The organism is Cellulosimicrobium cellulans, from assembly GCF_016907755.1.
Lineage (GTDB): Bacteria > Actinomycetota > Actinomycetes > Actinomycetales > Cellulomonadaceae > Cellulosimicrobium > Cellulosimicrobium cellulans_D.
Window position 1 is genome coordinate 266103 of sequence record NZ_JAFBCN010000001.1, and the last position, 24930, is coordinate 291032.

General features: G+C 70.4%; 19 protein-coding genes. 6 read left to right on the forward strand and 13 right to left on the reverse strand.

Annotation, left to right across the window (positions count from 1 at the left end; genetic code table 11):
* Both JOE63_RS01195 and JOE63_RS01200 read left to right on the forward strand, forming a co-directional pair.
* Nucleotides 1-894 (forward strand): carbohydrate ABC transporter permease, encoded by an 894-nt coding sequence (locus tag JOE63_RS01195; RefSeq protein WP_087470393.1) that lies wholly within the window; start codon nucleotides 1-3, stop codon nucleotides 892-894.
* 23 nt (nucleotides 895-917) lie between these two features.
* Complete coding sequence (locus JOE63_RS01200) at nucleotides 918-2087, forward strand: glycoside hydrolase family 1 protein (RefSeq protein WP_307839885.1); 1170 nt, start codon at nucleotides 918-920, stop codon at nucleotides 2085-2087.
* A 100-nt stretch (nucleotides 2088-2187) separates the two neighbouring features.
* Here the strand turns inward: JOE63_RS01200 and JOE63_RS01205 are convergent, their stop codons facing one another.
* The 6 genes from JOE63_RS01205 to JOE63_RS01230 are packed head-to-tail and all read right to left on the reverse strand — an operon-like array spanning nucleotide 2188 to nucleotide 8642.
* Complete coding sequence (locus JOE63_RS01205; RefSeq protein ID WP_087470394.1) at nucleotides 2188-2835, reverse strand: transaldolase family protein; 648 nt, start codon at nucleotides 2833-2835, stop codon at nucleotides 2188-2190.
* A gap of 40 nt (nucleotides 2836-2875) precedes the next feature.
* Nucleotides 2876-4351 carry a xylulokinase gene (locus JOE63_RS01210; RefSeq protein WP_204538466.1) on the reverse strand — a complete coding sequence of 492 codons (1476 nt, stop codon included), beginning with the start codon at nucleotides 4349-4351 and terminating at the stop codon, nucleotides 2876-2878.
* A gap of 2 nt (nucleotides 4352-4353) precedes the next feature.
* The gene (locus JOE63_RS01215; RefSeq protein ID WP_087470396.1) at nucleotides 4354-5013 is read right to left on the reverse strand and encodes a KpsF/GutQ family sugar-phosphate isomerase; all 660 of its coding nucleotides are present in this window, start codon (nucleotides 5011-5013) and stop codon (nucleotides 4354-4356) included.
* A gap of 32 nt (nucleotides 5014-5045) precedes the next feature.
* A complete protein-coding gene (locus JOE63_RS01220) occupies nucleotides 5046-6605 on the reverse strand; it encodes a sugar ABC transporter ATP-binding protein (protein WP_204538469.1) in 1560 nt (519 codons plus the stop codon).
* A 1-nt stretch (nucleotide 6606) separates the two neighbouring features.
* Nucleotides 6607-7611: a substrate-binding domain-containing protein gene (locus JOE63_RS01225; protein WP_087470398.1), complete on the reverse strand. Its 1005-nt coding sequence runs from the start codon at nucleotides 7609-7611 to the stop codon at nucleotides 6607-6609.
* A gap of 26 nt (nucleotides 7612-7637) precedes the next feature.
* Nucleotides 7638-8642: an ABC transporter permease gene (locus JOE63_RS01230; protein WP_204538472.1), complete on the reverse strand. Its 1005-nt coding sequence runs from the start codon at nucleotides 8640-8642 to the stop codon at nucleotides 7638-7640.
* 151 nt (nucleotides 8643-8793) lie between these two features.
* Between JOE63_RS01230 and JOE63_RS01235 the strand changes: the two genes are divergently transcribed.
* Genes JOE63_RS01235 through JOE63_RS01245 form a run of 3 tightly spaced genes read left to right on the forward strand, consistent with a single transcriptional unit; the run spans nucleotide 8794 to nucleotide 11416 of the window.
* Nucleotides 8794-9744 (forward strand): sugar-binding transcriptional regulator, encoded by a 951-nt coding sequence (locus tag JOE63_RS01235; protein WP_204538474.1) that lies wholly within the window; start codon nucleotides 8794-8796, stop codon nucleotides 9742-9744.
* Nucleotides 9741-10403, forward strand: a complete 663-nt coding sequence (locus tag JOE63_RS01240; protein ID WP_204538477.1) for a hypothetical protein — start codon at nucleotides 9741-9743, stop codon at nucleotides 10401-10403. Before JOE63_RS01235 ends, JOE63_RS01240 begins: the two co-directional genes overlap by 4 nt.
* On the forward strand, nucleotides 10400-11416 hold the full coding sequence (locus tag JOE63_RS01245; protein WP_204538480.1) for a LacI family DNA-binding transcriptional regulator: 1017 nt from the start codon (nucleotides 10400-10402) through the stop codon (nucleotides 11414-11416). The genes JOE63_RS01240 and JOE63_RS01245 overlap by 4 nt, the downstream gene beginning before the upstream one ends.
* Before the next feature lie 230 nt (nucleotides 11417-11646).
* Here the strand turns inward: JOE63_RS01245 and JOE63_RS01250 are convergent, their stop codons facing one another.
* Nucleotides 11647-13575 (reverse strand): glucoamylase family protein, encoded by a 1929-nt coding sequence (locus JOE63_RS01250; RefSeq protein WP_204538483.1) that lies wholly within the window; start codon nucleotides 13573-13575, stop codon nucleotides 11647-11649.
* 179 nt (nucleotides 13576-13754) lie between these two features.
* Nucleotides 13755-14357, reverse strand: a complete 603-nt coding sequence (locus JOE63_RS01255) for a TetR/AcrR family transcriptional regulator (RefSeq protein WP_204538487.1) — start codon at nucleotides 14355-14357, stop codon at nucleotides 13755-13757.
* A 73-nt stretch (nucleotides 14358-14430) separates the two neighbouring features.
* Here JOE63_RS01255 and JOE63_RS01260 point away from each other — a divergent pair, with 73 nt between their 5' ends.
* A complete protein-coding gene (locus JOE63_RS01260) occupies nucleotides 14431-14955 on the forward strand; it encodes a DnaJ family domain-containing protein (protein ID WP_204538490.1) in 525 nt (174 codons plus the stop codon).
* Between the two features lie 205 nt (nucleotides 14956-15160).
* On the opposite strand, the gene JOE63_RS01265 is transcribed toward JOE63_RS01260, so the two are convergent.
* The 5 genes from JOE63_RS01265 to JOE63_RS01280 all read right to left on the reverse strand — a co-directional run bounded on the left by JOE63_RS01265 (nucleotide 15161) and on the right by JOE63_RS01280 (nucleotide 24764).
* The gene (locus JOE63_RS01265; RefSeq protein ID WP_204538493.1) at nucleotides 15161-15328 is read right to left on the reverse strand and encodes a hypothetical protein; all 168 of its coding nucleotides are present in this window, start codon (nucleotides 15326-15328) and stop codon (nucleotides 15161-15163) included.
* A gap of 803 nt (nucleotides 15329-16131) precedes the next feature.
* Nucleotides 16132-16680: a very short patch repair endonuclease gene (locus JOE63_RS20750; protein ID WP_307839886.1), complete on the reverse strand. Its 549-nt coding sequence runs from the start codon at nucleotides 16678-16680 to the stop codon at nucleotides 16132-16134.
* Nucleotides 16613-21607, reverse strand: coding sequence for an FtsK/SpoIIIE domain-containing protein (locus JOE63_RS21575; protein ID WP_307839887.1), 4995 nt, complete (start codon nucleotides 21605-21607; stop codon nucleotides 16613-16615). The genes JOE63_RS20750 and JOE63_RS21575 overlap by 68 nt, the downstream gene beginning before the upstream one ends.
* A complete protein-coding gene (locus JOE63_RS01275; protein ID WP_204538499.1) occupies nucleotides 21604-22974 on the reverse strand; it encodes a hypothetical protein in 1371 nt (456 codons plus the stop codon). The genes JOE63_RS21575 and JOE63_RS01275 overlap by 4 nt, the downstream gene beginning before the upstream one ends.
* Nucleotides 22974-24764 (reverse strand): hypothetical protein, encoded by a 1791-nt coding sequence (locus JOE63_RS01280; RefSeq protein WP_204538502.1) that lies wholly within the window; start codon nucleotides 24762-24764, stop codon nucleotides 22974-22976. The genes JOE63_RS01275 and JOE63_RS01280 overlap by 1 nt, the downstream gene beginning before the upstream one ends.
* Nucleotides 24765-24930 lie beyond the last annotated feature (166 nt).

Consider the following 24930-nt stretch of genomic DNA (forward strand, 5'->3'; position numbering starts at 1 on the left):
ATGACCGTCACGTCCTCGCGGACCACCTCCGCGACGTCGACGCCGGAGGGCGCGCCCCGCCGTCGGCCGCGACGCCCGATCCGCTGGTCGCGCGGCGCCACCTACACGGCGCTCGTCGTCGGGCTGCTCCTGACCCTCATGCCGTTCATCTGGATGGCCCTCGGCAGCTTCAAGACGCAGGGCGAGCTCCTCCAGCGCCCCATCACGTGGTGGCCGCAGAACCCCACGCTCGACAACTACGAGCGGTGGCTCTCCCAGCTCAACTACGGGCAGTACTTCACCAACTCGATCGTCGTCGCGGTCGCCGTGGTGCTCGGCAACATCGTGTTCTGCTCGATGGTCGGCTACGCCCTGGCGAAGATGAGCTTCCCCGGCAAGCGGGTGCTGTTCGCCCTCGTCATGCTCACGCTCATGGTCCCGGGCGTCGTCACGCTCGTGCCGATGTTCGTGCTCGTGTCCAACATGGGGCTCGTCAACACCTACCCCGCGCTCATCCTGCCGTTCCTCGCCGGACCGCTCGGCGTGTTCCTCATGCGGCAGTTCATGCTCGGCATCCCCGACGCGCTCATCGAGGCCGCCCGGATCGACGGCGCCGGCGAGTTCCGCGTCTTCTTCCGGATCGTGCTGCCCCAGTGCGGCCCGCCGCTCGCGACGCTGAGCATCCTCACGTTCCTCGGGTCGTGGAACAACTTCCTGTGGCCCCTGGTCGTCGCGCAGACCGAGAACATGTACACCCTCCCGGTCGCGCTCTCGCTGTACTCGGTCGGCTCGAACGGAACCTACTACGGCCTCCTCATGGCCGGTTCCGTGCTCGTCGTGACGCCGATCCTCATCCTGTTCCTGTTCCTGCAGCGCTACTTCGTGCAGGGCATCGCCATGACCGGCATCAAGTGACCGGCGACCGACGAGGAGTACCTGTGTCGATCACCTTCCCCGAGTCCTTCGTCTGGGGCGCCTCGACGGCGGCCCACCAGATCGAGGGCAACAACGTCAACAGCGACTGGTGGGCCCGCGAGGTCGACCCGGCCTCGACGCTCGCCGAGCCGTCGGGTGACGCCGCCGACTCCTACCACCGGTACGCCGAGGACGTCCGGCTGCTGGCCGAGTCCGGGCTCACCTCCTACCGGTTCTCGATCGAGTGGGCGCGCATCGAGCCCGCCGAGGGTCGCTTCTCGCGCGCCGAGCTCGACCACTACCGCCGCATGGTGGACTGCTGCCTGGAGCACGGCGTCACGCCGCTCATCACGCTGCACCACTTCACGTCGCCGCGCTGGTTCGCGGAGGACGGCGGCTGGACGGACCCGCGGTCCGTCGAGCGGTTCGCGCGGTACGTCGAGCACGTGCTGCCGCTGCTCGACCGCGCGTCGCACGTGTTCACCATCAACGAGCCGAACATCCTCGCGATGATGATCACGGCCGCCAAGGGCGCCGAGCAGCTCCAGGCGGGCACCATGCACGCGCCCGACCCGGTCGCGACCGAGCACCTGATCGCCGCGCACCGCCGGGCCGTCGAGCTCGTGCGGACCGTCGGGGTGCCCGTCGGGTGGCCCGTCGCGCCGCAGCAGTTCTTCGCCGACCCGGGCGCCGAGGAGGTCCTGCGCGAGTACGCCTACCCGCGCGAGACGGTCTTCCTGGAAGCCGCGAAGGGCGACGACTTCATCGCCGTCCAGGCCTACACGCGCACGCGCATCACGGTGGACGGCCCGCTGCCCGCCCCGGAGGACTCCGAGAAGACGCTCACCGGGTGGGAGTACTACCCGGCCGCCATCGCGGAGGCCGCGCGCCTCGGGCACGAGATCACCGGCCTGCCGGTCCTCGTCTCCGAGAACGGCATCGCGACGGCCGACGACGCGCGGCGCATCGACTACACGCGCGACGCCCTGCGCGCGCTGCACGCCGAGATGGAGGCGGGCCTCCCGCTGCTCGGCTACCTGCACTGGTCGCTGCTCGACAACTACGAGTGGGGCTCCTTCGCCCCCACCTTCGGGCTCGTCGCCTGGGACCCGGAGACCTTCGAGCGCACGCCCAAGCCCAGCCTCGCCTGGCTCGGCGGCGTCGCCCGCGGCACCGTCTCGCTCGACGACTGACGCGACGCGGTCACGGCCGCGCGCCGCACTCTCCTGCAGGTCACGACGCGGGGCGGGGACATCGTCCCTGCCCCGCGTCGTCGTCCGTCCGGAAGGGTGGTCACCCCGCCGCGCGGGCGTCGGTCTCGAACTGCGCCGCCGCGGCGACGGTGTCCGGGTTCTCCAGCAACGCCGAGCAGAGCGCGGTGGACAGCGTGAAGTCCTCGATCCCGCGGGCCGCGAGCGCCGCGACCTGGGTCGTGTCGCGCAGGCTCGCGGCGAGCACCCGGCACCCCTGACCAGACGCGCGCAGCGTGGCGTGGAGGTCGACCGTCTGCTCGACGCCGTCGAGCCCGAGGTCGCCCATCCGCCCCACGTAGGGCGCGACCCAGCCCGCGCCGGCCGCGTCCGCGAGGAGCGCCTGGGACGCGTGGTAGACGGCCGTGACGAGCACGGGCACCCCCTCGCGCGTCAGCCGGCGGGAGACGGCGAGGCCGTCGCGCGTCGCGGGCAGCTTGACGACGACGTCCGGCCCCAGGTCGACGAGCTCCCGGCTGTGCGCCTCCAACGCCGCCTCGTCCGGGCCGACGGCCTGGAGGAAGACCGTCCCGGCCCCGGCGGCGCGCGCCCAGCGGTGGACGGCGGGGACGTCGTCGACCGTGAGCCCCGACCGGTACAGGATCGTCGGGTTCGTGGTGACGCCGGCGAACAGGCCGGTCGCGAGGAGCCGCTCGACCTGGTCGCGGTCGGCGGAGTCGATGTACAGCATGCGTTCTCCCTGGTGGTGCGGTCAGGCCGCGGTGGTGCGGTCAGGGCGCGGTCGGCCGGGGCCGGTCCGCGACCGTGGCGAGCAGGTCGTAGTAGGGGGCGTCGATCGTCGCGGGCACGTCGCGGGGCGGGACGGCGTCGAGCACGGCGGGCGCCCACGACGCGGCGACGTCCACGACGGTGGCGCCCTCGAGGACGGCGACGGCCTGGACGCACGCGCCGCGCGCCGTCGCCTCGGGGGCCGCGCGACGCACGACGGGGCGGCCGAGGGCGTCGGCGAGGACCTGCCGGTACGCGAGCGACCGGGCACCCCCGCCGTTGACGACGACCTCGCCGGTCGTGTCGACGCCCACGCGCTCGAGCGCGCGGGCCGCCCCGACGAGGCCGGCCACGACGCCCTCGAACGCGGCCAGCGCGAGGTCTTCCCGGGTGGTCTCGCCGGTGATCCCGCCGAGCACGCCGGTCGCGCCCGGTCGCCGCGGGGTGCGCTCGCCGTCGAGGTAGGCGACGAGCGTCGGCCGCTCCCCCCGGACGGGGGCGGCGAGGGCGAGGCGCTCCAGGGTCGCGTGGTCGACGTCGAGGAGCCGTGCGAACGTGTCGGTGACCTTGGCGGCGTTGAGCGTGCACGCGAGGGGCAGGTACCCGCCGGTCGCGTCGCACACGGAGTCGACCGTGCCGAGCGGGTCGACGACGGACGTGCGGCGCGGGCTGAGGACGACGCCGGAGGTGCCGAGGGAGACCCCGAGGTCGCCCTCGACGAGGCCGAGCCCGACGGCGGCGAGGTGCTGGTCTCCCCCGCCCGGCCCGACGACGACCCCCGGCCCGAGCCCGAGCTCGGCCGCCACGTCCGGGCGCACGGTCCCGGCCGGGGTGTCGGGCCCGAGGACGGTCGGGAGGACGTCCTCCCAGCCGACGTCCGGCGAGACGAAGCGGTCCAGGAGCTCGGGCCGCCAGACGCCGCGGTGCACGTCGAGGTAGCCGGTCCCGGCGGCGTCGGACCGGTCGGTGACCGTCGACCCGGTGAGCCGGTAGGTGAGGTAGTCGTGCGGCACGAGGACGTGCGCGACGCGCACGAGGAGCGCGGGGTCGGTCTCCGCCACGTGCGCGAGCTTCATGATCGTCAGGGCGGACGACGGCGCCATGCCGACGTCGCGCATCCACGGCTCGAGCCCGTACTCCTCGGCGATCCGCGCCGCCGCGGGGCCCGCCGTCGTGTCGTTCCACAGCGGCGCGGGAGCCAGGGGCTCGCCGCTCCGATCCAGCAGCACGAGCCCGTGGCACTGCGCGCCGACGGCGAGCGCGACGACCTGCGTCGGGTCGGCGTCGGCGTCGCGCAAGGCGCCCGAGAACGCCGCCCGGAACGCGGCCCACCAGTCCCGCGGGTCCTGCCGGCTGACGGGCGGTGCGGTCCGGGGGTGAGGCGCGGAGGCGGTCCCGACGAGCGCGCCGTCGTCCCGGCGGCGCAGCTCGACGGTGCAGGACTGGGTCGACGAGTCGACCCCTGCGACAAGGTCCATGGCTACTTCCAGTAGGGCTCGAGGGGCGGCAGCTCCTGGGGCGCCTCGTCGATCTTGCCGACGGCCCCCGACGGGTGCGAGTGCAGGACGTTCGCCCACGAGTACCCGCGCATCCGCATGAGGACCACGGCGAGCGCGTCGCCCCACGCTGCCGTCACGAGGGTAGATCCCATCGCGATGACCTCGCCGGGGTCGATCCCGGGGATCATCGTCAGCTCGACCACGACGTCCGCGTTCCGCGCGAGGCGCGAGGAGGCGTCCGCCGTGACCGCGACGACGGTGTCGACGCCGCGCTCCTTGGCGCGCACGACCAGGTCGTTGATCTCGTCGCTCCCGCCCCCGCGGGAGATCGCGACGAGGATGTCGCCCGGGGCCATCGCGCCCATCGTGCCGTGCAGCGCGTCCGCGCCGGAGATGAACACCGACGGGGTGCCGGACACGGAGAGCAGGTGCGCCATGCGGCGCGCGACCGCGCCGGACGTGCCCGCCCCGGTGACGAAGACCTTGCCCGTGCACTCGTACACCCGCTGGACCACGTCCAGGAACACGTCGCCCAGGTCGGTCACGCTCGCCGCGACCCCCTGCGCCTCGTGCGCGACGACGGCCCGGGCGGTCTCGAGCACGGCGGCACGGCGTCGCGTCGTGGTGTCGGGGATGGTCATGGGTACTCCTCGTCCAGGGGTTCTCGGTGAGGTCACGCGGCGCTCCAGGCCGCGTGCCGCAGGTCCACGGAGGACAGGTCGCCGGCCGCGACGACGTCGCCGTCGCACCGGCCCTCCGTGAGGGTGACGACGTCGTCCGCCAGCTCGAGGATCTCCTCCTCCTCGCTGGACACGACGACGACCGTGAGCCCGTCGTCGTGCGCGAGCGAGCGCAGGAGCCGGTGGATCTCGGTCTTCACGCCGATGTCGACGCCCTTGGTGGGCTCGTCGAGCAGCAGCACGCGCGGCGCCTGCGCCAGGACGCGGGCGAGGAGCACCTTCTGCTGGTTGCCGCCGGACAGGCGCTCGACGGGGCCCTCGCGGTCCCCGCGGACCTGCATGCGGTCCATGAGGGCCGCCGCCTCGCGGCGCATCCGTCGCTTGTCGAGCAGGCCGAGCCGCCGGTACCGGTCGAGGACCGGGAGGACGACGTTCGTCGTCGCGTCCAGCCCGCCGACGATGCCGTCGACCTTGCGCTCCTCGGTGAGGTAGACGAGACCGCGCCGCTGGGCCTCGGCGGGGGTCGCGGGCCGGTACGGCGCGCCGTCGAGCTCGATGCTCCCGGCCAGGACCCTGTCGAGGCCGACGAGCGTGCGCAGCAGCTCCGTGCGGCCGGCGCCGATGAGCCCGTAGACCCCCAGCACGCGGCCGGGATGGGCCGTGAGGCTGACGTCGGCGAGCGCGGGCGTGCGCAGGTTCCGCACCACGAGCGACGGGCGGGCGCCCGCGTCGAGCGGGACGACGTCGGTGCGGTGCGCCGCCTCCGTGACGCCACCCGTCGAGGCGACGGCCTCGTCCCCGGCGATCGCGTGGACGACCGCCTGCCGGTCGACCGTGCCGGCCGGGCCGGCGATGCGGACCTCGCCGTCGACGAGCGCGACGACGTGGTCGGCGACGGCGTACAGCTCGTCGAGCTTGTGGTCGACGAGCAGGATCCCCAGGCCCTCGGTGCGGGCCAGGTCGCGCACGGTCTCGAGGAAGCGCTCGACCTGCCCGCCCTCGAGGCTCGTCGTCGGCTCGTCGAGCAGCAGGTAGCGCGCGTCGCGCGCCACGGCCACCGCGATCTCGAGGAGCTGGCGGGTCGCGACGGGGTAGGCGCCGAGCTTGCGGTCGACGTCCACCGCGAGGCCGAACCGGTCCGCGAGCGCGCGGGACTGGTCGCGCATGGCGCGGCGGTCGAGCGCTCCCCCGCGCGTCAGCTCACGACCGAGGAACACGTTCTGCGTGACCGTGAGGTTCGGCAGGAGCGACAGCTCCTGGTAGACGGTCGAGATCCCCGCGTCGAGCGCGGCGGTCGGGGAGCCCTGGGGCAGCGCGTGGCCGTCCACGGACACCGTGCCCTCGTCGGCGGGGTGCGCCCCCGCGAGGACGCGGAGCAGCGTCGACTTGCCGGCGCCGTTGTGCCCGACGAGCCCGGTGACGGTGCCCGCCGCGAGCGTCAGGTCGATGCCCTTGAGCACCCGCACGTGCGAGAAGCTCTTGACGATCCCGCTGGCCCGCAGGGCGCCGCCCTCGGCGGCGCCCCGCGGGACCGACGTCGTGACGTCGGTCATGTCAGCCGACCTCCCCCGGCGCGGGGGTCTCGCCGACGGTGAACGCCTTGAGCGGCAGGAGGATCTCCGGCTCGACGTCCTCGCCGTCGACGTACGCGCGGATCTGCTCGGTCACCTGGGTGCCGTAGCTCTCCGGCTCCTGCGCGACGCAGCCGCGGTACACCTCGGTGAGCGGCTCCTCGGAGGCGCAGAACCCGTAGAGCGCGACGTCGGTGCGGTTGCCCAGGGCCTGCAGCGCGCCGTAGACGGCGGGGCCGGTCGAGGCCCAGATGACGTTGATGTCCTGGTTGCCCTGGAGCATCTCGCCGGTGACGCGCAGCGAGTCGTCGGGCTTGACGTTGCCGTCGACCTTGGCGACGACCTCGGCGTTCGGGTTGGCCGACACCGCGTCGGTGAAGCCCTCGTCGCGGATGACGACCGGGCGCTCGTCGGGCTCGGTGATGAAGCCGATGCTCAGCGCGGCGTCGGCGCCGAGGTCCTCGAGGACCTTCTCGCCCATCGCGCGACCGCCCGCCTCGTTGTCCGCGCCGAGGTACTGGACGATCGTCGCCCCCTGGGCGGCGAGCGCGTCCTCGTCCACGATGACGTTCACGGTGAAGACGGGCACGCCGGCGTCGTTCGCCGCCTTGACGATCCCGGCGGCGGGCTCCGACTTCACGGGGTTCAGCGCGAGCGCGCACGGGTCCTTCTGCAGCATGGCCTCGACCTGGGCGAGCTGCTGGGCGTCGTCGTCGTTCGCGACCTGGACCTCGACGTCGAACCCGTTGGCGGCTCCGCCGTCCTCGAAGCCCTGCTTCATGGCCACGTAGTACGGGTTGGTGAGGTTCGGCAGGCTGACCGCGACGTACGGGTTCTCCCCGTCGCAGGACGCGGGCAGCGTGGTCTCGGCCTGGTCGGTCGAGCCGCTCCCGCTCGTGTCGCCGGTGCCGGTGTCGACGGCGGAGCAGGCGCCCGCGAGGGCGAGGGCGGTCACGGCGAGGGCCGAGACGATGATCTTGCGTCGCATGAGTACTCTCCTTCGAGCGGTGGGGGTCAGGACGTGGCGCGCGAGGCGCGCCGTGGTTGCAGGAGCTGGAGGAAGAGGCGACCCTTCCCTCCGGTGGTCGAGAGCGAGCGGCGGTAGGTGTCGAGGCTGACGCCGGCGAGGATGATCACGCCGATGACGAGCGGCTGCCAGAAGCTGTCGACGCCGACGACGTTCATGCCGTTCGAGACGGTCGCGATGAGCACCGCGCCGAGCAGCGCGCCGCCGATCGAGCCGACCCCGCCGAACAGGCTCACCCCGCCGACCACCGCGGCGGCGATCGAGTAGAAGAGCTCGTTGCCCGAGCCGGCGGACGGGTACCCGACCATGAGGCGCGAGGTCGTCACGACGCCGGCGAGCGCGGCGCACAGGCCGGAGACCGCGTAGACGAAGAGGGTCGTGCGCCCGGTGTGGATGCCCGCGAGGCGCGCCGTCTCCTTGTTGCCGCCGAGCGCGTAGATGTGGACGCCCGTGCTGGTGCGCGCCAGGAGGACGCTGAAGACGACGGCGACGAGCGCCACGATGAGGATCGGCGTCGGGATGCCGAAGACCCCGCCGCGCCCGAGGAAGGCGAACATCGGGTCGCGCACCGTGACCGACGCCGCGCCCGTGAGGATCATGGGGATGCTGCCGGCGATGCCGAACATCGAGAACGTCGCGATGAACGGGGGCAGGCGCAGGTAGTGCACGAAGATCCCGTTGACGAGGCCGACCGCGACGCCGACGACGAGCGCGAGGACCGTGGCGGCCCACCAGGGCAGCCCCGCCTGCATCCCGAGCGCCGCGGCCATGCCCGTCAGGGCGAGGTTGGACCCCGTCGAGAGGTCGATGCCACCGGTGAGCAGCACGAAGGTCTGGCCCAGCGCGAGCAGCGCCACCACGGCACCGTTCAGCAGCAGGACCTCGAAGTTCCCGGCGGTGCGGAAGTTCGGGGACAGCAGACTCATCACCACCACCACGAGGACCAAGATCCCCGCGATCCCGACCTCGTCGGGGACGCGTCGTCGCGACATGTACTTCTCGCCTCCTTGCGGGTGCTCATATGAGCACGCGATTGCTCGTATGTCGATAGTATGGACACCGCGAGGCCACAAGCAACGCGCCTCGATCACAGATCGGTAACACATGCGCAGACGAGCGCTCAGATGAGCAAGAATGGGTGACATGACGGACTTCTCGCGCCACGAGCTCGCACACGTGGCCCGCCGCTACTACGTGGACTCGGCCTCCAAGGTCGAGATCGGCGAGGAGCTCGGCGTCTCACGGTTCAAGGTCGCGCGGATGCTCGAGCAGGCGCTCGAGGCCGGGATCGTGACCATCACCATCGACGACGCCGGCGTCGTCGACCCGGCCCTCTCCGCGCGTCTGCGCTCGCACCTCGGCCTGGACGAGTGCCTCGTGGTCCAGGGCCGCGACACCGTGTCCGAGCTGCGCGAAGACGTCGGCGCGGCCGCCGCCGAGCTGCTCACCCGGTCCCTGCGCCCGGGGAACACCCTCGGCTTCGCCTGGGGGCGGACGCTCACCGCCATGACGGAGCGCCTCACCGCGCTGCCGCCCGTCACGGTCGTCCAGCTCACGGGCGCGGTCGGCTCCGACCTCTCCGACTCGCCCGTCGAGGTGATCCGCCGCGTCTCCCTGCGCGCCGGCGGCGACGCGCACGCGATCTTCGCGCCGCTGGTCGTCGAGGACGCCGCGACCGCGGCCACGCTGCGCCGCCAGCCCGACATCGCCCGTGCGCTCTCGCTCTTCGACCGGGTCGACGTCGCGGTCGTCGCGATCGGGTCGTGGGACCCGCCGATCTCCCAGCTCCGCGAGGTCCTCGGGCGCGACGAGCGGGACGACCTCACCGCACGCGGCGTCCGCGCCGAGATCGCGGGCATCCTCCTCACCGCCGAGGGCGACCTCGTCCCCGACTTCGCCGAGCGGTGCCTCTCGATCTCCGCGCGCCAGCTCGCCCGCGTGCCCAAGGTGATCGCCGTCGCCGCCGAGCACGAGAAGGCGGCCGCCGTCCACGCCGTCACCCGGTCCGGCCTCGTCTCCGCCCTCGTCACCGAGCAGCGGTGCGCCGAGGCCCTGCTCGACCTCCCGCCCGTCGCGCGCGGCACCGACCGATGAGCGCGCCCCGCACCCGGGTCGCCGCGTCGTTCTGGTCCACGCCGCGCGACCGCGTCGCCGCGGAGGCCGACCGGCTCGCGCGCGCCGGGCTCCGCACCGTCCACTGGGACCGCACCGACGGGCGCTACGCCGCGGCAGGCGGTTTTGACGCCGCGGAGGCGGCGGCCGTGACCGCCGGCAGCGGGCTGGCCGCCGAGGCGCACCTCATGGTCGAGGAGCCGCTCGGTGAGGTCGACCGCTGGACCGACTTCTGCGAGCTCGTCGTCGTCCACGCGGGGACGCGCGACTGGCGCGCCGCGCTCGACCGCGTCCGCGCCCGGGGCGCGCGTGCCGGCGTCGCGCTCTCGCCCGGCGTCGGGGTGCCGGAGGTCGAGCCCGGGACGGACGTCCTCGTCATGTCGATCACCCCCGGCCACGCCGGCTCGACGTTCCAGGTCGACGCGCTCGCCACGGTCGGGCAGGTTGCCGGCCCGGGTCACGCCGTCGGTCTGGACGGCGGCGTCACGCGCTCGATCGTCCCGCAGGCGCTCCGCGCCGGGGCCACGTGGCTCGTGTCCGGGACGGACCTCGTCGCGAGCGAGGACCCGCACGGCTGGCTCGCGGCGGCGCGCGCCACGGGGGTCGCTCCGCGGCGCGACGGAGACGAGGGAGCCGGATGAGCACCGCGCAGCCCGGTGGGCGGAGCGTCCCGCTCGCCGCCGTCGCGGCCGACGCCGGGGTGTCGGTCCCGACGGTGTCGAAGGTGCTCAACGCACGGCCCGACGTCTCGGCCGCGACGCGCGAGCGTGTCGCCGCGGTCCTGCGGCGCCACGGCTACGAGATCCGGCCTCCCACTCCCCGGCGGACGGGACTCGTGGACGTCCGCATCGTCGACTTCGAGGGTCCGTGGTCCGAGGCGGTGGTGCGCGGCGCGGTCGCCGAGGCGCGACGCCTGGGCCTCGACGTCGTGCTGTCCGTGGAGCTGGACCCCGACGACTGCGGCGCGTGGGTCCGGCACGCTCTGACCCGGGGCACCGACGGGCTCGTGAGCGTCGTCGCGGTCCCCGACGCCGAGGCGCGCGCGACGCTCGCGGCGGCCGGGGTGCCGCTCGTCGTCGTCGACCCGCGACGGCGCCCGCCCGAGGACGTGCTCAGCGTGGGCGCCGCGAACTTCCAGGGGGCGCTCGAGGCGACCGCGCACCTGCTGGCGCTCGGGCACCGGCGCATCGCGACGATCACCGGCGTCCCGGAGCAGGACAACGCGATCGCGCGGCTCGCCGGGTACCGCGCCGCGATGATCCAGGCGGGCGTGCCCGTCGACGACGACCTGGTCTGCCTGAGCACGTACGGCGTCCCCGCGGGCTACGAGGGGACGCAGCGCCTGCTCGCCCGCGACGACCCCCCGACCGCGATCTTCGCGTGCAGCGACGACACGGCGCTCGGCGCGCTGCGGGCGCTGCGCGAGGCGGGGCGGTCCGTGCCGGGCGACGTCTCGCTCGTCGGGTTCGACGACCTCCCCGTCGCGCCCTGGACCGACCCGCCGCTCACCACCGTCCGCCAGCCGCTCGTCGAGATGGGCGCGTCGGCCGTCGGGCTCGTGCACCGCGCGCGCACCGCGAGCGGGCACACGCTGCGCACCGAGCTCGCGACGAGCCTCGTCGTCCGCGAGTCCACCGCTCCCCCGCGGTCGTGAGCCTGCCCTGACGGCCCTGGCACGTGGCCCGGCGTGCGCGGCCCCGGGTCGGTCCGGACGCGCTGCACGACGCGCGGTCCTCACGCGGTCCTGACACGCGCCCCGGCGCGCGTCCCGGCTCGCGTCCCGGCTCGCGTCCCGGCGCGTGCCGGGGCCACGGCGGACGGGAGGGACGCGGTCCGCGCCCCTCCCGTCGCCGCGTGCCGGTCGACCGACGAGCCGGCGGCCGGTCAGCCGCAGGAGACGCCCGCGTAGCGGTAGGACAGCTCCTGGGTCGTCGACCCGTCGTCGGACGTGACCGTCACCGTCGCGGCGCCGGACGGGATCTCCGCCGTGCGCGCCGCGAACGACTGGTAGGTGCTGCGGTGCGGGACGACGTCGTCGAACGACCGCGACCCGTAGGGCGTGGCGAGCGCGACGTCCGCGCGGCCGTCCCCCGTGCTCGTCGCCCGGACGGCGACGGCCGCCCGGTGGCCGAGGCAGCGCGCCTGGACCTGGACGTCGGCGCCCACGCCGGGCGTGAGGTCGGCCGTGGCCGAGAACGTCTCCGCCTCCATGAGCGGCCGCAGGCGCTGCTCGAGCTCGTCGTCGACGAAGTAGTCCTTGAGGCGCGAGTCGTCGAGGACGTTGCCGATCGCGGCGACGATCATCGCCTGGTCGAGCGACAGGTAGCGCTCGGCGACCGTGCCCGACCGCACGGCGACGGAGTCGTAGAAACCGCCCGGCCCGTAGGCGCCGAGGTCGTCGGCGAGGTGGGCCAGGTTGTCGAGCACGCCGTCCGTGTCGTACGCGAGGCCGAGGAACGACGCGTGCGGCGTCACGACGCCGTCGCCGAACTCCGGCGCGGGGTTGGTCGCCTCGCGGCAGCCGTCGAACCCGAGGTCGACGTCGGTCTCACCGTCGGACAGGTAGCCGTCCGAGCGCAGCCCGATCGCGTCGACGCCGTACTCCGCGTACCCGCCGAAGGGGTTGCTCGCGGGCGAGAAGCCCCAGGCCCCGTAACCCGCCTCGTCGAGCCCGTGCTCCTTGTGCGCGCGCACGACGAGCGGGTGGTTGACGCCCCACGACGCCGGACCCCACTCCGCCTCGGGCACCAGCATGTCCGGCATGAGCGCCTCGAACATCGAGCCGCCCCAGCCCGGCACGACCGCGAGGTCGCGGTACCGGTACGCGCCCTCGAAGACCGGGACGCCCAGGTGCTCGCGCGTCTCGCCGATCGGCTTCTGCTCCTGCCACGACCAGTCGCACGTGTCCGGGAACGTCCGGTGGCTCGCGTAGTACGCCTCCGGAGGCACCTCGCCCTCCGCGATGCCGAGGTACGTCGCGATGCGCGTCTCCGAGACCGTCGTGTCGTAGTGGTGGCACGTGTAGAACACGTCCGTGCCCGTGCCGAGGTAGTCGCCCGCGACCGAGCAGCCGGGCGGCTCCTCGTCCCAGAACCCGCCGCGCAGCAGCCCGACGCCGAGGTCCGGACGCGCGTCCGGGTTGTAGAAGGCGCCGAAGTGCATGTCGTCGTAGATCGCGCGCGCCTCGTCCGCGAGGCGCGGCTCCGCCTCCGCGACGACGCGCAGGCCCGCGGCCAGCCAGCCGTTGTCCACCGAGCTGAGGAACTGGTGGACGACGTCGCCGCTGTCCGGCCACGTCTCGACCCGGTCGCCGGTCGCGGGGTCGTACCAGTTGTAGAACATCCCGCTCGCGTCGTGCCGGTCGAGCGACGCGACGGTGTCGAGCGTCGTCGCGAGGCGGTCGTGGGCCTCGTCGGCGTCGACCAGGCCCAGGTCGCGGGCCACGACGGTGGACCAGAGCCAGCCGCCGATGTTCGTCGGCGACGTGTACGCGCTGCTCGACGCCGGGTCCAGGTTGCCCTCGATGTTGTCCGCGGGCAGGCCGGTCCCCTCGTCCGTCATGGCCTCCAACGAGGTGTACGTGTCCTCCAGGTACGTCTCCAGCGTCGCGCGCTGCGCGCCGGTCAGGCCGTCGGGCCCGACGCCGGGCGTCGCCTTCGCGGGGACGCTCCCCGCCGCCGGGACGCTCTCCGCCGCAGCGGGTGCGGCGAGGCCGGCGGCCAGGGCCAGCCCGCCGACGAGTCCGCTCGCGACGAGCGCGGCTCCGCGGTGGCGGTGCACGCCGCTCCGCGCGGTCGTGGTCGTTCCATCCATCAGGCACTCCTTCGTGTCGTGACCCCCGAAATTTCGGGCGCACTTTCCGAATGGGGGCGCAGAGAGTAGCCCGGGTGCCGGACGGGGTCAACGGAGGCCGCGTCGGGCGGCGCCGCCGCGACGGGCGGACGTGCGCGCACCGCGCGAGCCTCTCCCTGCCGCATCGCGGCCAGCCGCGGTCAGGAGGCCCGGGCGAAGAGGTGCTCCAGGTGCTGGTCGATGGCGGCCAGCGCGGCCCGCGGCTCGATCACCTCGAGCTCGAGCAGCGGCGTGAACCCGGTCAACGCCAGGAGCAGGTCGGTCTCGACGTCCGGGTCGCGGTCCGGCGCGATCTGCCCCTGCGCCATCGCTTCGTGGACGAGCTGCGCGACCATCGCGCGGCCGTCACGGAGCCCGAGGCTCGCTCGCTCGCGCAGCGCCGGGTCGTGCAGCGCCTCCAGGACGTACGCGGCGCTCATGCGGCTCGACGCCCGCGCGTCGGGGCCCAGGGGGAGCATCTCGACGAGGACCAGCCGGAGCACGTCCCGCGGGTGCGGGGGCTGGTCGAGCGCGGCCAGTCCCCGCGCGACCCGGCCCGCGGTCTGCTCGGCGGCGTACTCCATCGCGAACGTCAGCAGCCCGGTCCGCGACGCGAAGTAGTGCTGCACGTGCCCGAGGGAGACCCCGGCCTCGCTCGCGACCTCGCGCATCGTGGCCTTGGTCCAGCCGTGCTGGTCGACGACCCGCCACAGCGCCCGCGCGAGCGCCTCGCGACGTTCCTGGTGATCCACCAGCTTCGGCACCCCGGGCTCCCTTCCTTCTGGCGGTACGCGTGACACAATACAGTTGTATGGCAAACCCTGGGAGGGAGAGACGATGGCCGACCCGCACCCGCCCCCCGCGTTCTTCAACCCGTACGCCGTCGCCATCGACCACGAGGTGGCGATCGCCCTGCTGGCCGACCTGCACGTCCGCAAGGCCATCGAACGCGGCGAGTTCGACGACCTGCCCGGCAGCGGCAAGCCGCTCCCCATGCCCGACCGCTACGACCCCGACTGGTGGCTCAAGAACCTCGTCAAGCGCGAGCGGCTCGTGGTGCTGCCACCCTCCATCGAGCTGCGCAGAGAAGACGCCGCGCTCGACGAACGCCTCGACGAGATCTGGGTCGAGGACGACGTGCGCCACGAGGTCGAGGAGTTCAACCGGCGCGTCCTCCGCGGCCGCTACCAAGCACCCGCCGGCCCGCCGCTCGTCACCATGCCGCGGGACGTCGACCAGACAGTGGCGGCCTGGGCAGAACGCCGCGCAGCGCGGGCGGCGGAGGCACGGGCGGCGGCAGCTGTGGAGACCAGCGAGAAGAAGCGCCCCCGCCGTCGGTGCTTCCGTCAACGGCGCCGGTAGCGCCGACGACGCGCGGCGGCACAGCGGCTCAGGGACATGCACAGTCGATCGTGATGCCGGTCGCGCCGACCGTCGTCGAAGCCCCTCTCGCATGTCCAAGGCACGTCGCCCAGATCGTGCCCCTCATCCCCGCCGTCGCCCTGGTCGTCTACTTGCGGCTGACGTTCACGGGCGAGGCGATCCCACCGCCACCGATCGAGCCGGTCTACGGCGCGCAGTCATCGTCACGGTGGTCGAACGGGTCGCCCTTCTCGGTCTGCCGGCGGATGTCGAGACGTGACGCCCGGGCGGCGTACCAGCCGATCAGGACGGCCAGGGCAATGATGCCGACGCCGAACAAGAGCCACCCGCTGCCGTTACCACTGCTGACCATGCGCCTGACCGTACCCCGCGCCGGTACCTCTGGAGACGCGGTCTGGTACCAGACGAGGCGCACGAGCCCGCAGGTGCCGAGGCGCACGAGCTCGCACGTGCCGAGGACGCACGCCTACCAGTGCGCTTCTGGCTAGATGAAGGATCGGGCAGAGCGGCCCGCATCTGGACAGCAAGCTCTGTGTCGACGTGCGGCGCAGATTGCAGGGACACGCCGCTCTGCCTTGCACGACCCCGGGCGTGTCGTGGGTCGTGCACACAGTAGGTCGCCTTCGCCTGACTACTACTCGGGTGAGCCACGCCCTAACTCCGCCGGGCTGGCCGGTCGGAGATCCTTCAAGGACCGGCGCTCACCGCCGCTCAGGACGAAGGACTCGGCAACGCCAAATGGCGCCGGTGGGCCTCCAGTTCGTAGCGGACACCACACCGTGGCTGGAAGATGGCACTATCCGCACGGCTTGATGCCTAGTACCTTCAGCGGGCGCCGGTAGCGTCCGACCGTGCAAAGACAAGATGACTCGAGCAAGGGGAGCGTGAGTCGCGTGCGGAGCGTCGTGGTTCCAGGCCTTTCCCTCCTTGTCGTGACCGCGATGGCCGCGGGCTTGCTGGGCGTGTTGCTTTCGCGTGTCGCGGATCGTGCGACTCCGGTGGCTTAGGACGCGCTGCAGGCAGGTCCGTCCTCGACGATCTTTCGGGCGATGACCTCGGGCACGGGCAGGTTGTCGCGGTCCTCCAAGGATCGTCTTGCAGCCACACCGGCCATTGCGGTTCGGCCCTCCGCACGCATGTTCGTCGGACACTCCGTCAGAGTTGCGGAGACGGGCCTGCGGACGGACGGCGGCGCCTCCGCAGCGAAACCACGGTAGCGAGCCGGACTGCGGCCTCGTTCGAGTCTTCGTGCTCCCAGACGCGAACGACAGCCCAGCCCGCTGCCTCAAGCCTCGCGTTCGTATCAGCGTCGCGTGCACGGTTCTGAGTGATCTTCGCCCTCCAAAAGGCGGCGTTCTGCTTGGCGTTGGTCCCGTGCTGCGGGCATCCGTGCCAGAAGCAGCCGTCGACGAACACCGCTACCTTCGCACCCGCGAAGACCATGTCGGCTCTTCGGTTCAAGTCGCGAACGGGTCTAGCGTCGACGCGATAGCGGAGCCCGAGTGCATACGCAGCTCTCCGGAGATCCATCTCCGGAGCCGTGTCTCGACGCCGGTTTGCTTGCATGCGTCGACGCGCAGCCGGCGACGATGCTCTCGAACCGGCCCTCGCGGCAGCCTTGGTCTCCTCGGCAGGGTCAGGAGTTGTCGTATGCCACCTGGATTCGGACTGTGCCCTGTGCGGTATGCAGCAGTGCGTCACCACGTCCCGCCAGCGACTCAGCTCCGGTCTCGTCGAGGACGATCCGGCTGTCTGTCGCCGTCTTGACCCGCAACGCGAGCTGCGCCGGGAAGTTGGACCTGATGGTCGTAGAGATGACGTCCGCGCTCGGGCGCTGTGTTGCCGCGATGACATGGATACCCGCCGCGCGAGCTTTCTGTGTCAATCGACGAAGAAGGTCTTCGATCGCTCGCTTGTCGTCTGGGTCGCTGGTCAGATCGGCGTACTCGTCGAGGACGATGACGATCCACGGTCTCCGCTCCACGGCCTCGACTTGCGCGTTGTACTCCACGAGCTTCCGCGCGCGGACGACCTTCATGGCTCGGTAGCGATCCTCCATCTCCTGAACGGCGGCCTCAAGGATCTCGATGGCGTCGTCTGCGTCCATCCCGATGGTGCCATCGACGTGCGGGTCGTCCTCGAAATCGACGAGTTCCGTTCCCTTGGGATCGACGAGTTGGAGCCTGACCGAGGAAGCGTCGTAGCGGATGAGACCTTTGAGGATCGTGTCGAGGGCGACGGATTTTCCGGAGCCCGTCGTGCCGGCGACGAGCAGGTGTGGCGAGTCGGGCGAGGAGAAGTGGATCTCGACGGGGGTCCCAGCGATGTCGGCGCCGACCGGTGCGATGAGGTCGTTCGAGTTAACCGGACAGAGCTGCCAGAGCGTGGTTGTGGGCACGCCGTACTTCTCGTCCTCGACCTTTGGGATTTCGAATACGACGGCACCGCGATCGCTGCGGGTGCGGATGCTGTAGCCGGCAGGCAGCCCAAGCGCGAGGAAGATCTCCTCGCGTCGGTTGACGACCTTGTCCACGGTGACGCCGGGTCGCGGGACGAATCGCAGCACGTAGAACCCGGGTCCCTCCTGCCAGGCATCGCCGGCCTCCGGTGGGCCGACCTGGACGTTGTGGAGCGAGAAGACGCTGAGCACCTTGTTGTACCGGTGGCGGAGCTCGTCGTCGCCGAGGCCCGTGGCGGGGAAGGACGACGGCGCCGGACCTTCGTCTGCAACTCTAGGCGCGCTCTCACTACGCGCATCGAGTCGCTCGCTTTGAGCGTCGACGTCGCGACCGGTGGATGTGCTGCGCTCCTGGTCGTCCGGGGCTTCGACGCTTCTCGAGACACCACGTGATCGCAACTCGTCGGATTCCGCGATCTCCGCGTCCGCCACCAACGCTGGGTCCGTCCGAGCGCGGAGCAGGGCGATGACCTGCTGAAGTTCGGGGCGGTTCAGGCGCAGGAGAGTGTGGCTCCCGAGCGCCCGGGGAGCGGGTGCCGAGTCCTCCTGCCCTGCCGCAACCGCGACGGCCACACCCTTGACGGAGTTGAGGACCACGTTGCCGGAGCGAAGCTCCTCGATCACACGTGCGGCCAAGCCCGGGCACATTGGGCCGACGTGCTTTCTGGACGGGAGCTCCGCCGCGGGGAGTTCTTTATTGCTCGTCTGCTCGATGGCGGAGGCAAGCTCCTGGAGCCAGAACTTGTGATCGTCGGTCGCGTCGTCGCCGGACGCGAACGCGAACCGGCACAGATCCGTCGTGCGGTTCAGTTGCTCCTCGGCGGATCCGTGGTCATAGGTCTGCCGGAACTTGGACTCGGCAACGAGGATGTCGAGCTTGACACTCCCGTCCTCGCTGAGGGCGAGCGCGAACCGGCCTAGGTCCGCCCGCGTCTTTGCCCCGCGACCGAACCATCGCTGCTGCTCGTCGAAGCTGAGCCAGACCACGAGGCAGCTCTGGTCATGTGGCACCGGCACCTGCCGCGCGATGACGTACCGCGTCGCGACCAGCCCCACGATCTCGTTGATTGTCGTACCGATGCCCAGCGAGCGAAGTACGGCACCCGGGACGACGTTCCGGCCAACCGAGTAGAACCTGGATGCAGTCGCTTCGGCCTCATCAGGATCCACGACACCAATGTCGACAAGCCTTCGCTGGAGGCGTCGCACGACCAGCTGTCGACCCGTCTGGGAGCTCACAATCAGTGTGTAGGCCTCGTTCTTGCCCACGCCGGGCTTCACCAGAATGACGTCCGGTCGGTCGCGCAGGTTGTCGATCTGGTCACGCCCGATAAAGGCGTCGAGCGTCACGACCCAGTGAGCAACTCGGTGAAGCGCCACGAAGAGGTCCTGATGTTGGTCGAACTGAATCTGCATCTCGAAGTAGTCGATGTTTCCTTCCGCCTCACGTGCAACTGCCGAGCGACGGTCGTAACGGACACACAGGGTCGACCAGGTCTCGAGGACTTCGTCTGGCGAAGTGGGCAGCAACTCGCGGACGACGTTCTCGCTGGACTCGGCAAGGTTGTGCGCTGCCGGGTGCGTCCACGGGTCGTAGCGTCCGGCCAGCGTGGCCGACGGGTCGCGCGTGCTGGCGTTGAGGCTTGTCTGTGTGCCGAAGAGTGCTGGTGCCAGGGCGACGTCGATCGAGTCTTCGAGCCCCGAGAAGTCGATGTCCCGTTCGGAGTTCCACGGTTTGAGGACGAGCTGAACGTCGGGGAGGAAGCGCTCCTCTGCCACGTCCGAGTCTGTGAACTCGAAGTCGAACGCCTGGATGATGCCGTGGTGCGTCTCGCGTGGAGCAAGGACGACCAGGTCCAAGCGGAGTTTGGGGTTCTTGGCACGCATGCGCTTCGCGACGCGCACGGGGAGAACCGGGTCACCGTTGCGGTCCAAGAGCAGTACGGAGAGCCCGTCCATCTTGTGCGGGTAAGTCGCCAGATAGTCGGTGATGACGCGAACCATCTCCTCGATAGCCGTCTCATCCACGGCCGCCAGCCAGTCCCGCGACTCATTGCCGCCCTGTCTGACCGGTGCGTACTCCTCATGCCCGGCGGACTCCCGCATCGGGATGGCCACGCTCTGGTTCGGCCCGACGATCATCGCCGGCGTCCCGTGCGGCGACACCCGCTCAAGCGTGTCGAAGAACAGGTCGCTGTTCTCCGAGTTTAGCCTGAGGCACTCGTTCAGGGCCTTTGTGATCCACCCGGTCACCTCTGCGTAGTGCCGTGCAAGCCAGCGCAGTCGCAGCGGATGAGTTGCGAGCATCATCAAGCGTCCGTCTGACAGCCGGACGACATCGCTGAGGACGACGTCGGCGAGATCAGAATCTGGCGCGTTCGCTGGAACCAGGCTTGCGCGTGCGCGGCCGAAGACCTGCTCCCACTCATCGACGTACGCGCCGATCAGCTGGGCGTCGACACCCTCGGTGAAGCCCTCGAAGTGGCTCCTGCGCAGGTCGAACAGTTCCGCGCCAAACTGCCCGCTCGGTTGCGCGACGCCACTTCGTTGCCAGTCGCGCGGGTCACTAAATCGCTCTAGGAACCCGTCGAAGCTGCCTTCGTGCACCTCGCCGGGCGAAGTCTCGAATCCGCGCAGGAGTGCCGCGACTGCGATCTGGCCCGGCGTGGTGAACGGATCCCACCGGAAGCGTCGTTGAGCTCCCCCTTGCATCTCGACGACGACGCGGATGGGTGCCCAAGCGTCTGCCGTATCGAACGGCTCGTCGTCATCAGGCAGCTCGGGCGCCTCACAAGAGAGCAGGCTGGCTTCGACCTCTAGCCCGAGACGAAGACCAGCCGAGGCCTGAACTTGCTTGAGCGACCTCCCGTAGAGGAACGCAAACAGCCATCGAGTCCATCCACCGCTCTCGACGGTACCCTCGACACGGACGTTGACCGTCCCCTCGTCCTCGTCGTCGAAGTAGGTGAGTTCACGAAGGAGCGCACGAAGGGGGTCGAGGACAACCTGCGAGTCGGGGAACGCGATCTTCTCGGCGCGTCGGCGAAGAATCTTGGGCAACAGATCGGCGAGCGTCTCGGCGTCCAGCGGCGGCTCCGCGAACAAGAACTGCTCAGCGGCCTCCTGATCGCTACGGTCCAGCCCGTCTTCGACGAGGAGTGCGTCGAACTCCTCGAGCCGGTCAGGGGCGACTCGCTCGAAGACATCGCGGATCTGGCGCCCGAGGCCGACCTTCGTCGAGCGCTTCTCGAAGATCTCTAGCCAAATCGGAAGGTCGAGCGCTCGGCGAGGATCTTCCGACCCCTCGCCCACCTCCATCACGAGGTTCCTCATGTGGGCTTTCGCAACGTCGCTCGAGAGGGCGACCTTTTCGAGTGCCGCCGAGGTCAGTTCCGCTTCATCGATGCGGGCAAGCAGATCCTCCTCAGAGAGCAGTGCACCGCTCGGTTGTCTGAGCCCCGCAACACGCACGTTCTTCTTGACGCGCGCCTCGACGGCGCTCTCGGAAGCGAAGAGGCCACTGTCGGGGAACAGGCCCAGGCTAGGCAACGCGCTGGAAGCGGCCTTCTGAATCACCTCGTCGGTGTGCACGCTGGAGGCAGTAACCGTCTCCGCGGACTCCACGAGATATCGAGCCAGTCGACGGAGCGAACGGCTCTCTTCCTGAGAGTCCGACACCGCGCGCCAGATCTGACGCTGGCATGCCACGAGCGCTGGAGGGGCTTTTCCTTCACCGCCGACGGCAAGCCACGCCTCGCGGGCAAAGAGTTCGAACCGGGCATCCTCGTCTGGCCCGGTGAGGAGAACGGCACCGTCGAGACGGTTGACGGCCGAAAGTCCTTCGGAATCTGGTGGCTGGCCCCAGTCGAAGAGCACGACCGACGCCCCTGTCCCGGGGACGTTCCGCCAGGCAGTGAGTTGCTCGCCGTCGTCCAACAGGAAGCCGTCCGGCACACCCTCAATGGGCTCAGTCGTGCCGACCTTCACGATGACGTCGGTTGTAGCCCCGTCGGCCAGCATCTCTGCGACCTCGCGCAACGCGGACTCCACGATCGGCTTCTCGAAGGCGGCGATGCGCAACGCTGCACGGGTTCCATCGGATCCTCGCGTGACCGAGTCCAATGCCACCCGCGCGACCACGCGTCCGAGAGTCGAGTCTGCCCTATCGGTCACCGGGGTTCTCCTCGCACGATGCTCGTGGCGTCCGAGTACTGGGTGAGAAGCCCGGTTGCCGCCAGGCGCGAGCGGAAGGCGTCCAAGTTCCGCGCGAGAATCGAGGCGTCAACGTCGACAGTCAGGTCGTGTTCGCCGGCCGTTCGGTCGTCGACGATGACGCGGTACTCATCGAAGACTCGGGAGCAGAAGCTGTACAGCTCCTCCTCCTGGCCCGGAGCAAGCGACGCGCAGACCATGGCCTCCAGCATCGGCGGCTTCAACGTGAAGTGCCGGCGTCCGGTCGTCGCATTGAGCGCGCCCACGGCGGCCAGCGACTCGGAGAAGAAGGCCACAGGAGATCCGGTCCCGGCTTTACTGGGGGTCATGTGTCGCGCGAACCGACGCGCCACTTCGTCGTTGCCGCGAGCCACTGCCTTGCTGTGAAGGTCGGTCGCGCGGTCGATGATCGCGTTCACGATGTTCTTTCGGAACCCATCGAGGCCGTCTTGCGACAGTCGACGCAGCGGAGAGCCGTCCTTCAGCATGTCGACGAAGACGGTCTCCAGTGACAAGCCGAGGGACGCGCGGGCGAGATGGAGCTGGTGGCGGGCGAGACAGTACGGCGTCCAGTGCATCAGGCTCTCGATCCGCTTCGCCCGCGGGACCTGGGTGCGCGAAACGATGGAGTTCACGCCACGTCTCAGATACTCGGGCCAGGGACTGAGGTCATCGAAAGTGTTGACCTCCGCTTCGGTCTTGTCCGGGAAGGCCTCGTCTTCGGTGTCGTAGTCGTGCGCCCGAAGTGCGCGCGCGATCTCTCCCAGAGACGTCTCACCGTCGTGCACTAGCTCAAGCAAACCCTCGCGTGTGCCGGCTCGTCGCACGCCGTCTGGGTCGGAGCGGAGGACGCGATACGCCCACCCACCGCCACCACGCAGGACGTAGCGCTCGATGTGCGGCACCTTGGTACCGCGAGGGAGTCCGGGCGCCCGCCGTTCTGCTGCGTCGTAGTGGATGAGTTCCCCCACGAAGGGGTACAAGTGCGAGTTGTACCAGCTAGGAGACTTGCGGCGCCCGGGGATCTGCACCAGTAGTGACGACGTCAATGCCTGAAGGGTCGCAAGTGTCTCTTCATCATCGACGGCCGCACGAAGGGCCTCGGGGTCTATGGCCGCGGCAGCAGCTACTCGCCTCGCGAAGTCGTGGGACGACCGCCGGTACGAGACGACGTTGACCGTCGGATCGAGAAGCTCCCACCGAGCTGATTCGTAGACGCCACGCGCAATCGCGAGGAGCTCAAGCGACACGTAGAACCCGCGTCCCTGCTGTTCGATGTTCAGACCAAACAGGTCGAGGACGACCTCGGCTTTCGACCTGTCCGCCATCAGACCCGAACCGATCTGATCTGGTCGCCGACGTCGATCGTGAGCTTTCGCGGCACAGCACCGACCAACACTTGAATTACCTCTCGTTCGCTCGCCGCATCCGCCAGCGCTGCCAGCGTGCTGGTCAGCCCACGGATCTCTGCCTCGTGCTGAGTGCCACTTCGCAGGCCGGCCGCCCACCGGTTGAGCAGCTCGAACCGCAGCAAATCGACCTCGACCGCGATGGGGGCACGCCCCAAGGGGGCCGGAATTCGGACGAAGATTGCGCGGTTGAGCCACTCGACTGCCTCGTGCAGCACCGGACCTGGAGCTCCAGGCTTCGTCTCGCGACGCCATTGGCTTACCTGGTCGACGACTTGGACGTTTCGATTGGTCACGGTGCGCGACACCACAGCTGCGCGCGTGCGGTGGGAGAAGAACGCTGGATCGAGCACGAGGAAGTCGGGGTTGCTACCGGTCCGATGGACTCCCTGAACTGCCTCAAGCCCCTTCAGGATGACGTCGCGGACCGAGGTCTTGCTCGCTTCAGAAGCGATTCCCGTGATTTTGACGAAATCGTCGCCGGCACTGAGCCCGAGACGGGCAAACTGGTCGGAAGCATCGCCGCTAAAGAAGTCGGCCCGGCGCAAGAACTTGTAGAGGTCACGCAGCGCGCTCGCCTCGCGCTGGGCGTCCTGGGCTGTCCTCACGGGCCGTCCGCTGGCACCCGGCGTCGGCGGGAGGAATGCGACCTTGGCTCCCTCGGGTTCGAGCATGTCGTCGACCTGGCGACGTGAGACCTTTCCAGGATCCAGGCGTCGCAATGCCGCGATCGCCGGGACCTGCTGGCGTTGCTGCGGGGAGAGCCGATCTCCAAACAACGCCTGGTGATACTGATACGGGTACTGCCACGAATCGTCCGTATGGGCGTTCCGGTACCGGCGGTGAACGTACTCGCAGGTGAGTCCACCTGTGATTGCGTAGGCGAGCACCGACAGCGCCTGGCGCGCGGTCACGATGGCACCAGTCCGCTCTGCCGCGCTGAACACGTCGCGGACTGCACGGCGCCTCAGCGGGCCACTGACGCCATCCGAGAGCGCCTCGTGATTCGCGAGAATCGGACAGGCGTCTCGCGCGTCGCAACGCTTGCAGATCTGCCACGAGCGCTTGTCACCGGACCATGTCCGTGTCGCCCAGTCGACGAGGCCGTCGTTCCCGTTGTCTGGCGCCACCGACTGGTAGTTGAGATTGATGACGACAACTGCTCCGTCGCTGCTCGCGACGGTCCCGAGCGCGATACCCGAACCGAGGGTGTCGACGACGACTTGAGCGCGGCCGGATTGATCCGCGGTGACGCAGTTTCGGAGCTGGCCTTCGTTCGCGCAGATGATCGCAACGCCGTCGTCCGATGGGTCCAGGAGATCGATGAGTCGCTGAGCCCCGACGCGCGCGGAGAAGTCGCTCAGGTCCTTAAGCATGTAGATGGGGCGCCCAGCCGCCGTCGCACCGACTGGCTCAAGACCGTGCTTGCCAGCTTGCTCGATCTGCCGCGCGGCGTCCTCTTTGCTCGCGCCGAGGTCCTCGAGGAGGCTGGCACAGAGGCTCGTCTTGCCGTGGCCCGCGTCACCCGTGAGGACGATGGTGCGCGTTCCAGGCAGTTCCACCATGGACAGCAGGTAGTCACGCGTCACGACGCGAAATGTCGGCTGGTTGTGGTCGGTCTGACGCTCGAACACGAGGTCGGCGCTGTCCGCATCGAAGGGCTGAAACCGTTGCAGGCGCCCGACATGGCCGTTCACCTCAAGTGCCATGAGCGAGTGTTCCTTCGCTGTCGAACGTCGTCGTCACGATCGTATAGCCGCACGTGGAGGGTTATGTCGACACTCTGCCAGTCCCCCCGAGAAGTCACCCGCTGCGTCGCCGAGAGCGCCCTGTCGGTGGCGGCGCGGGAACGATGGGCAGCACGCAGGCGACAGG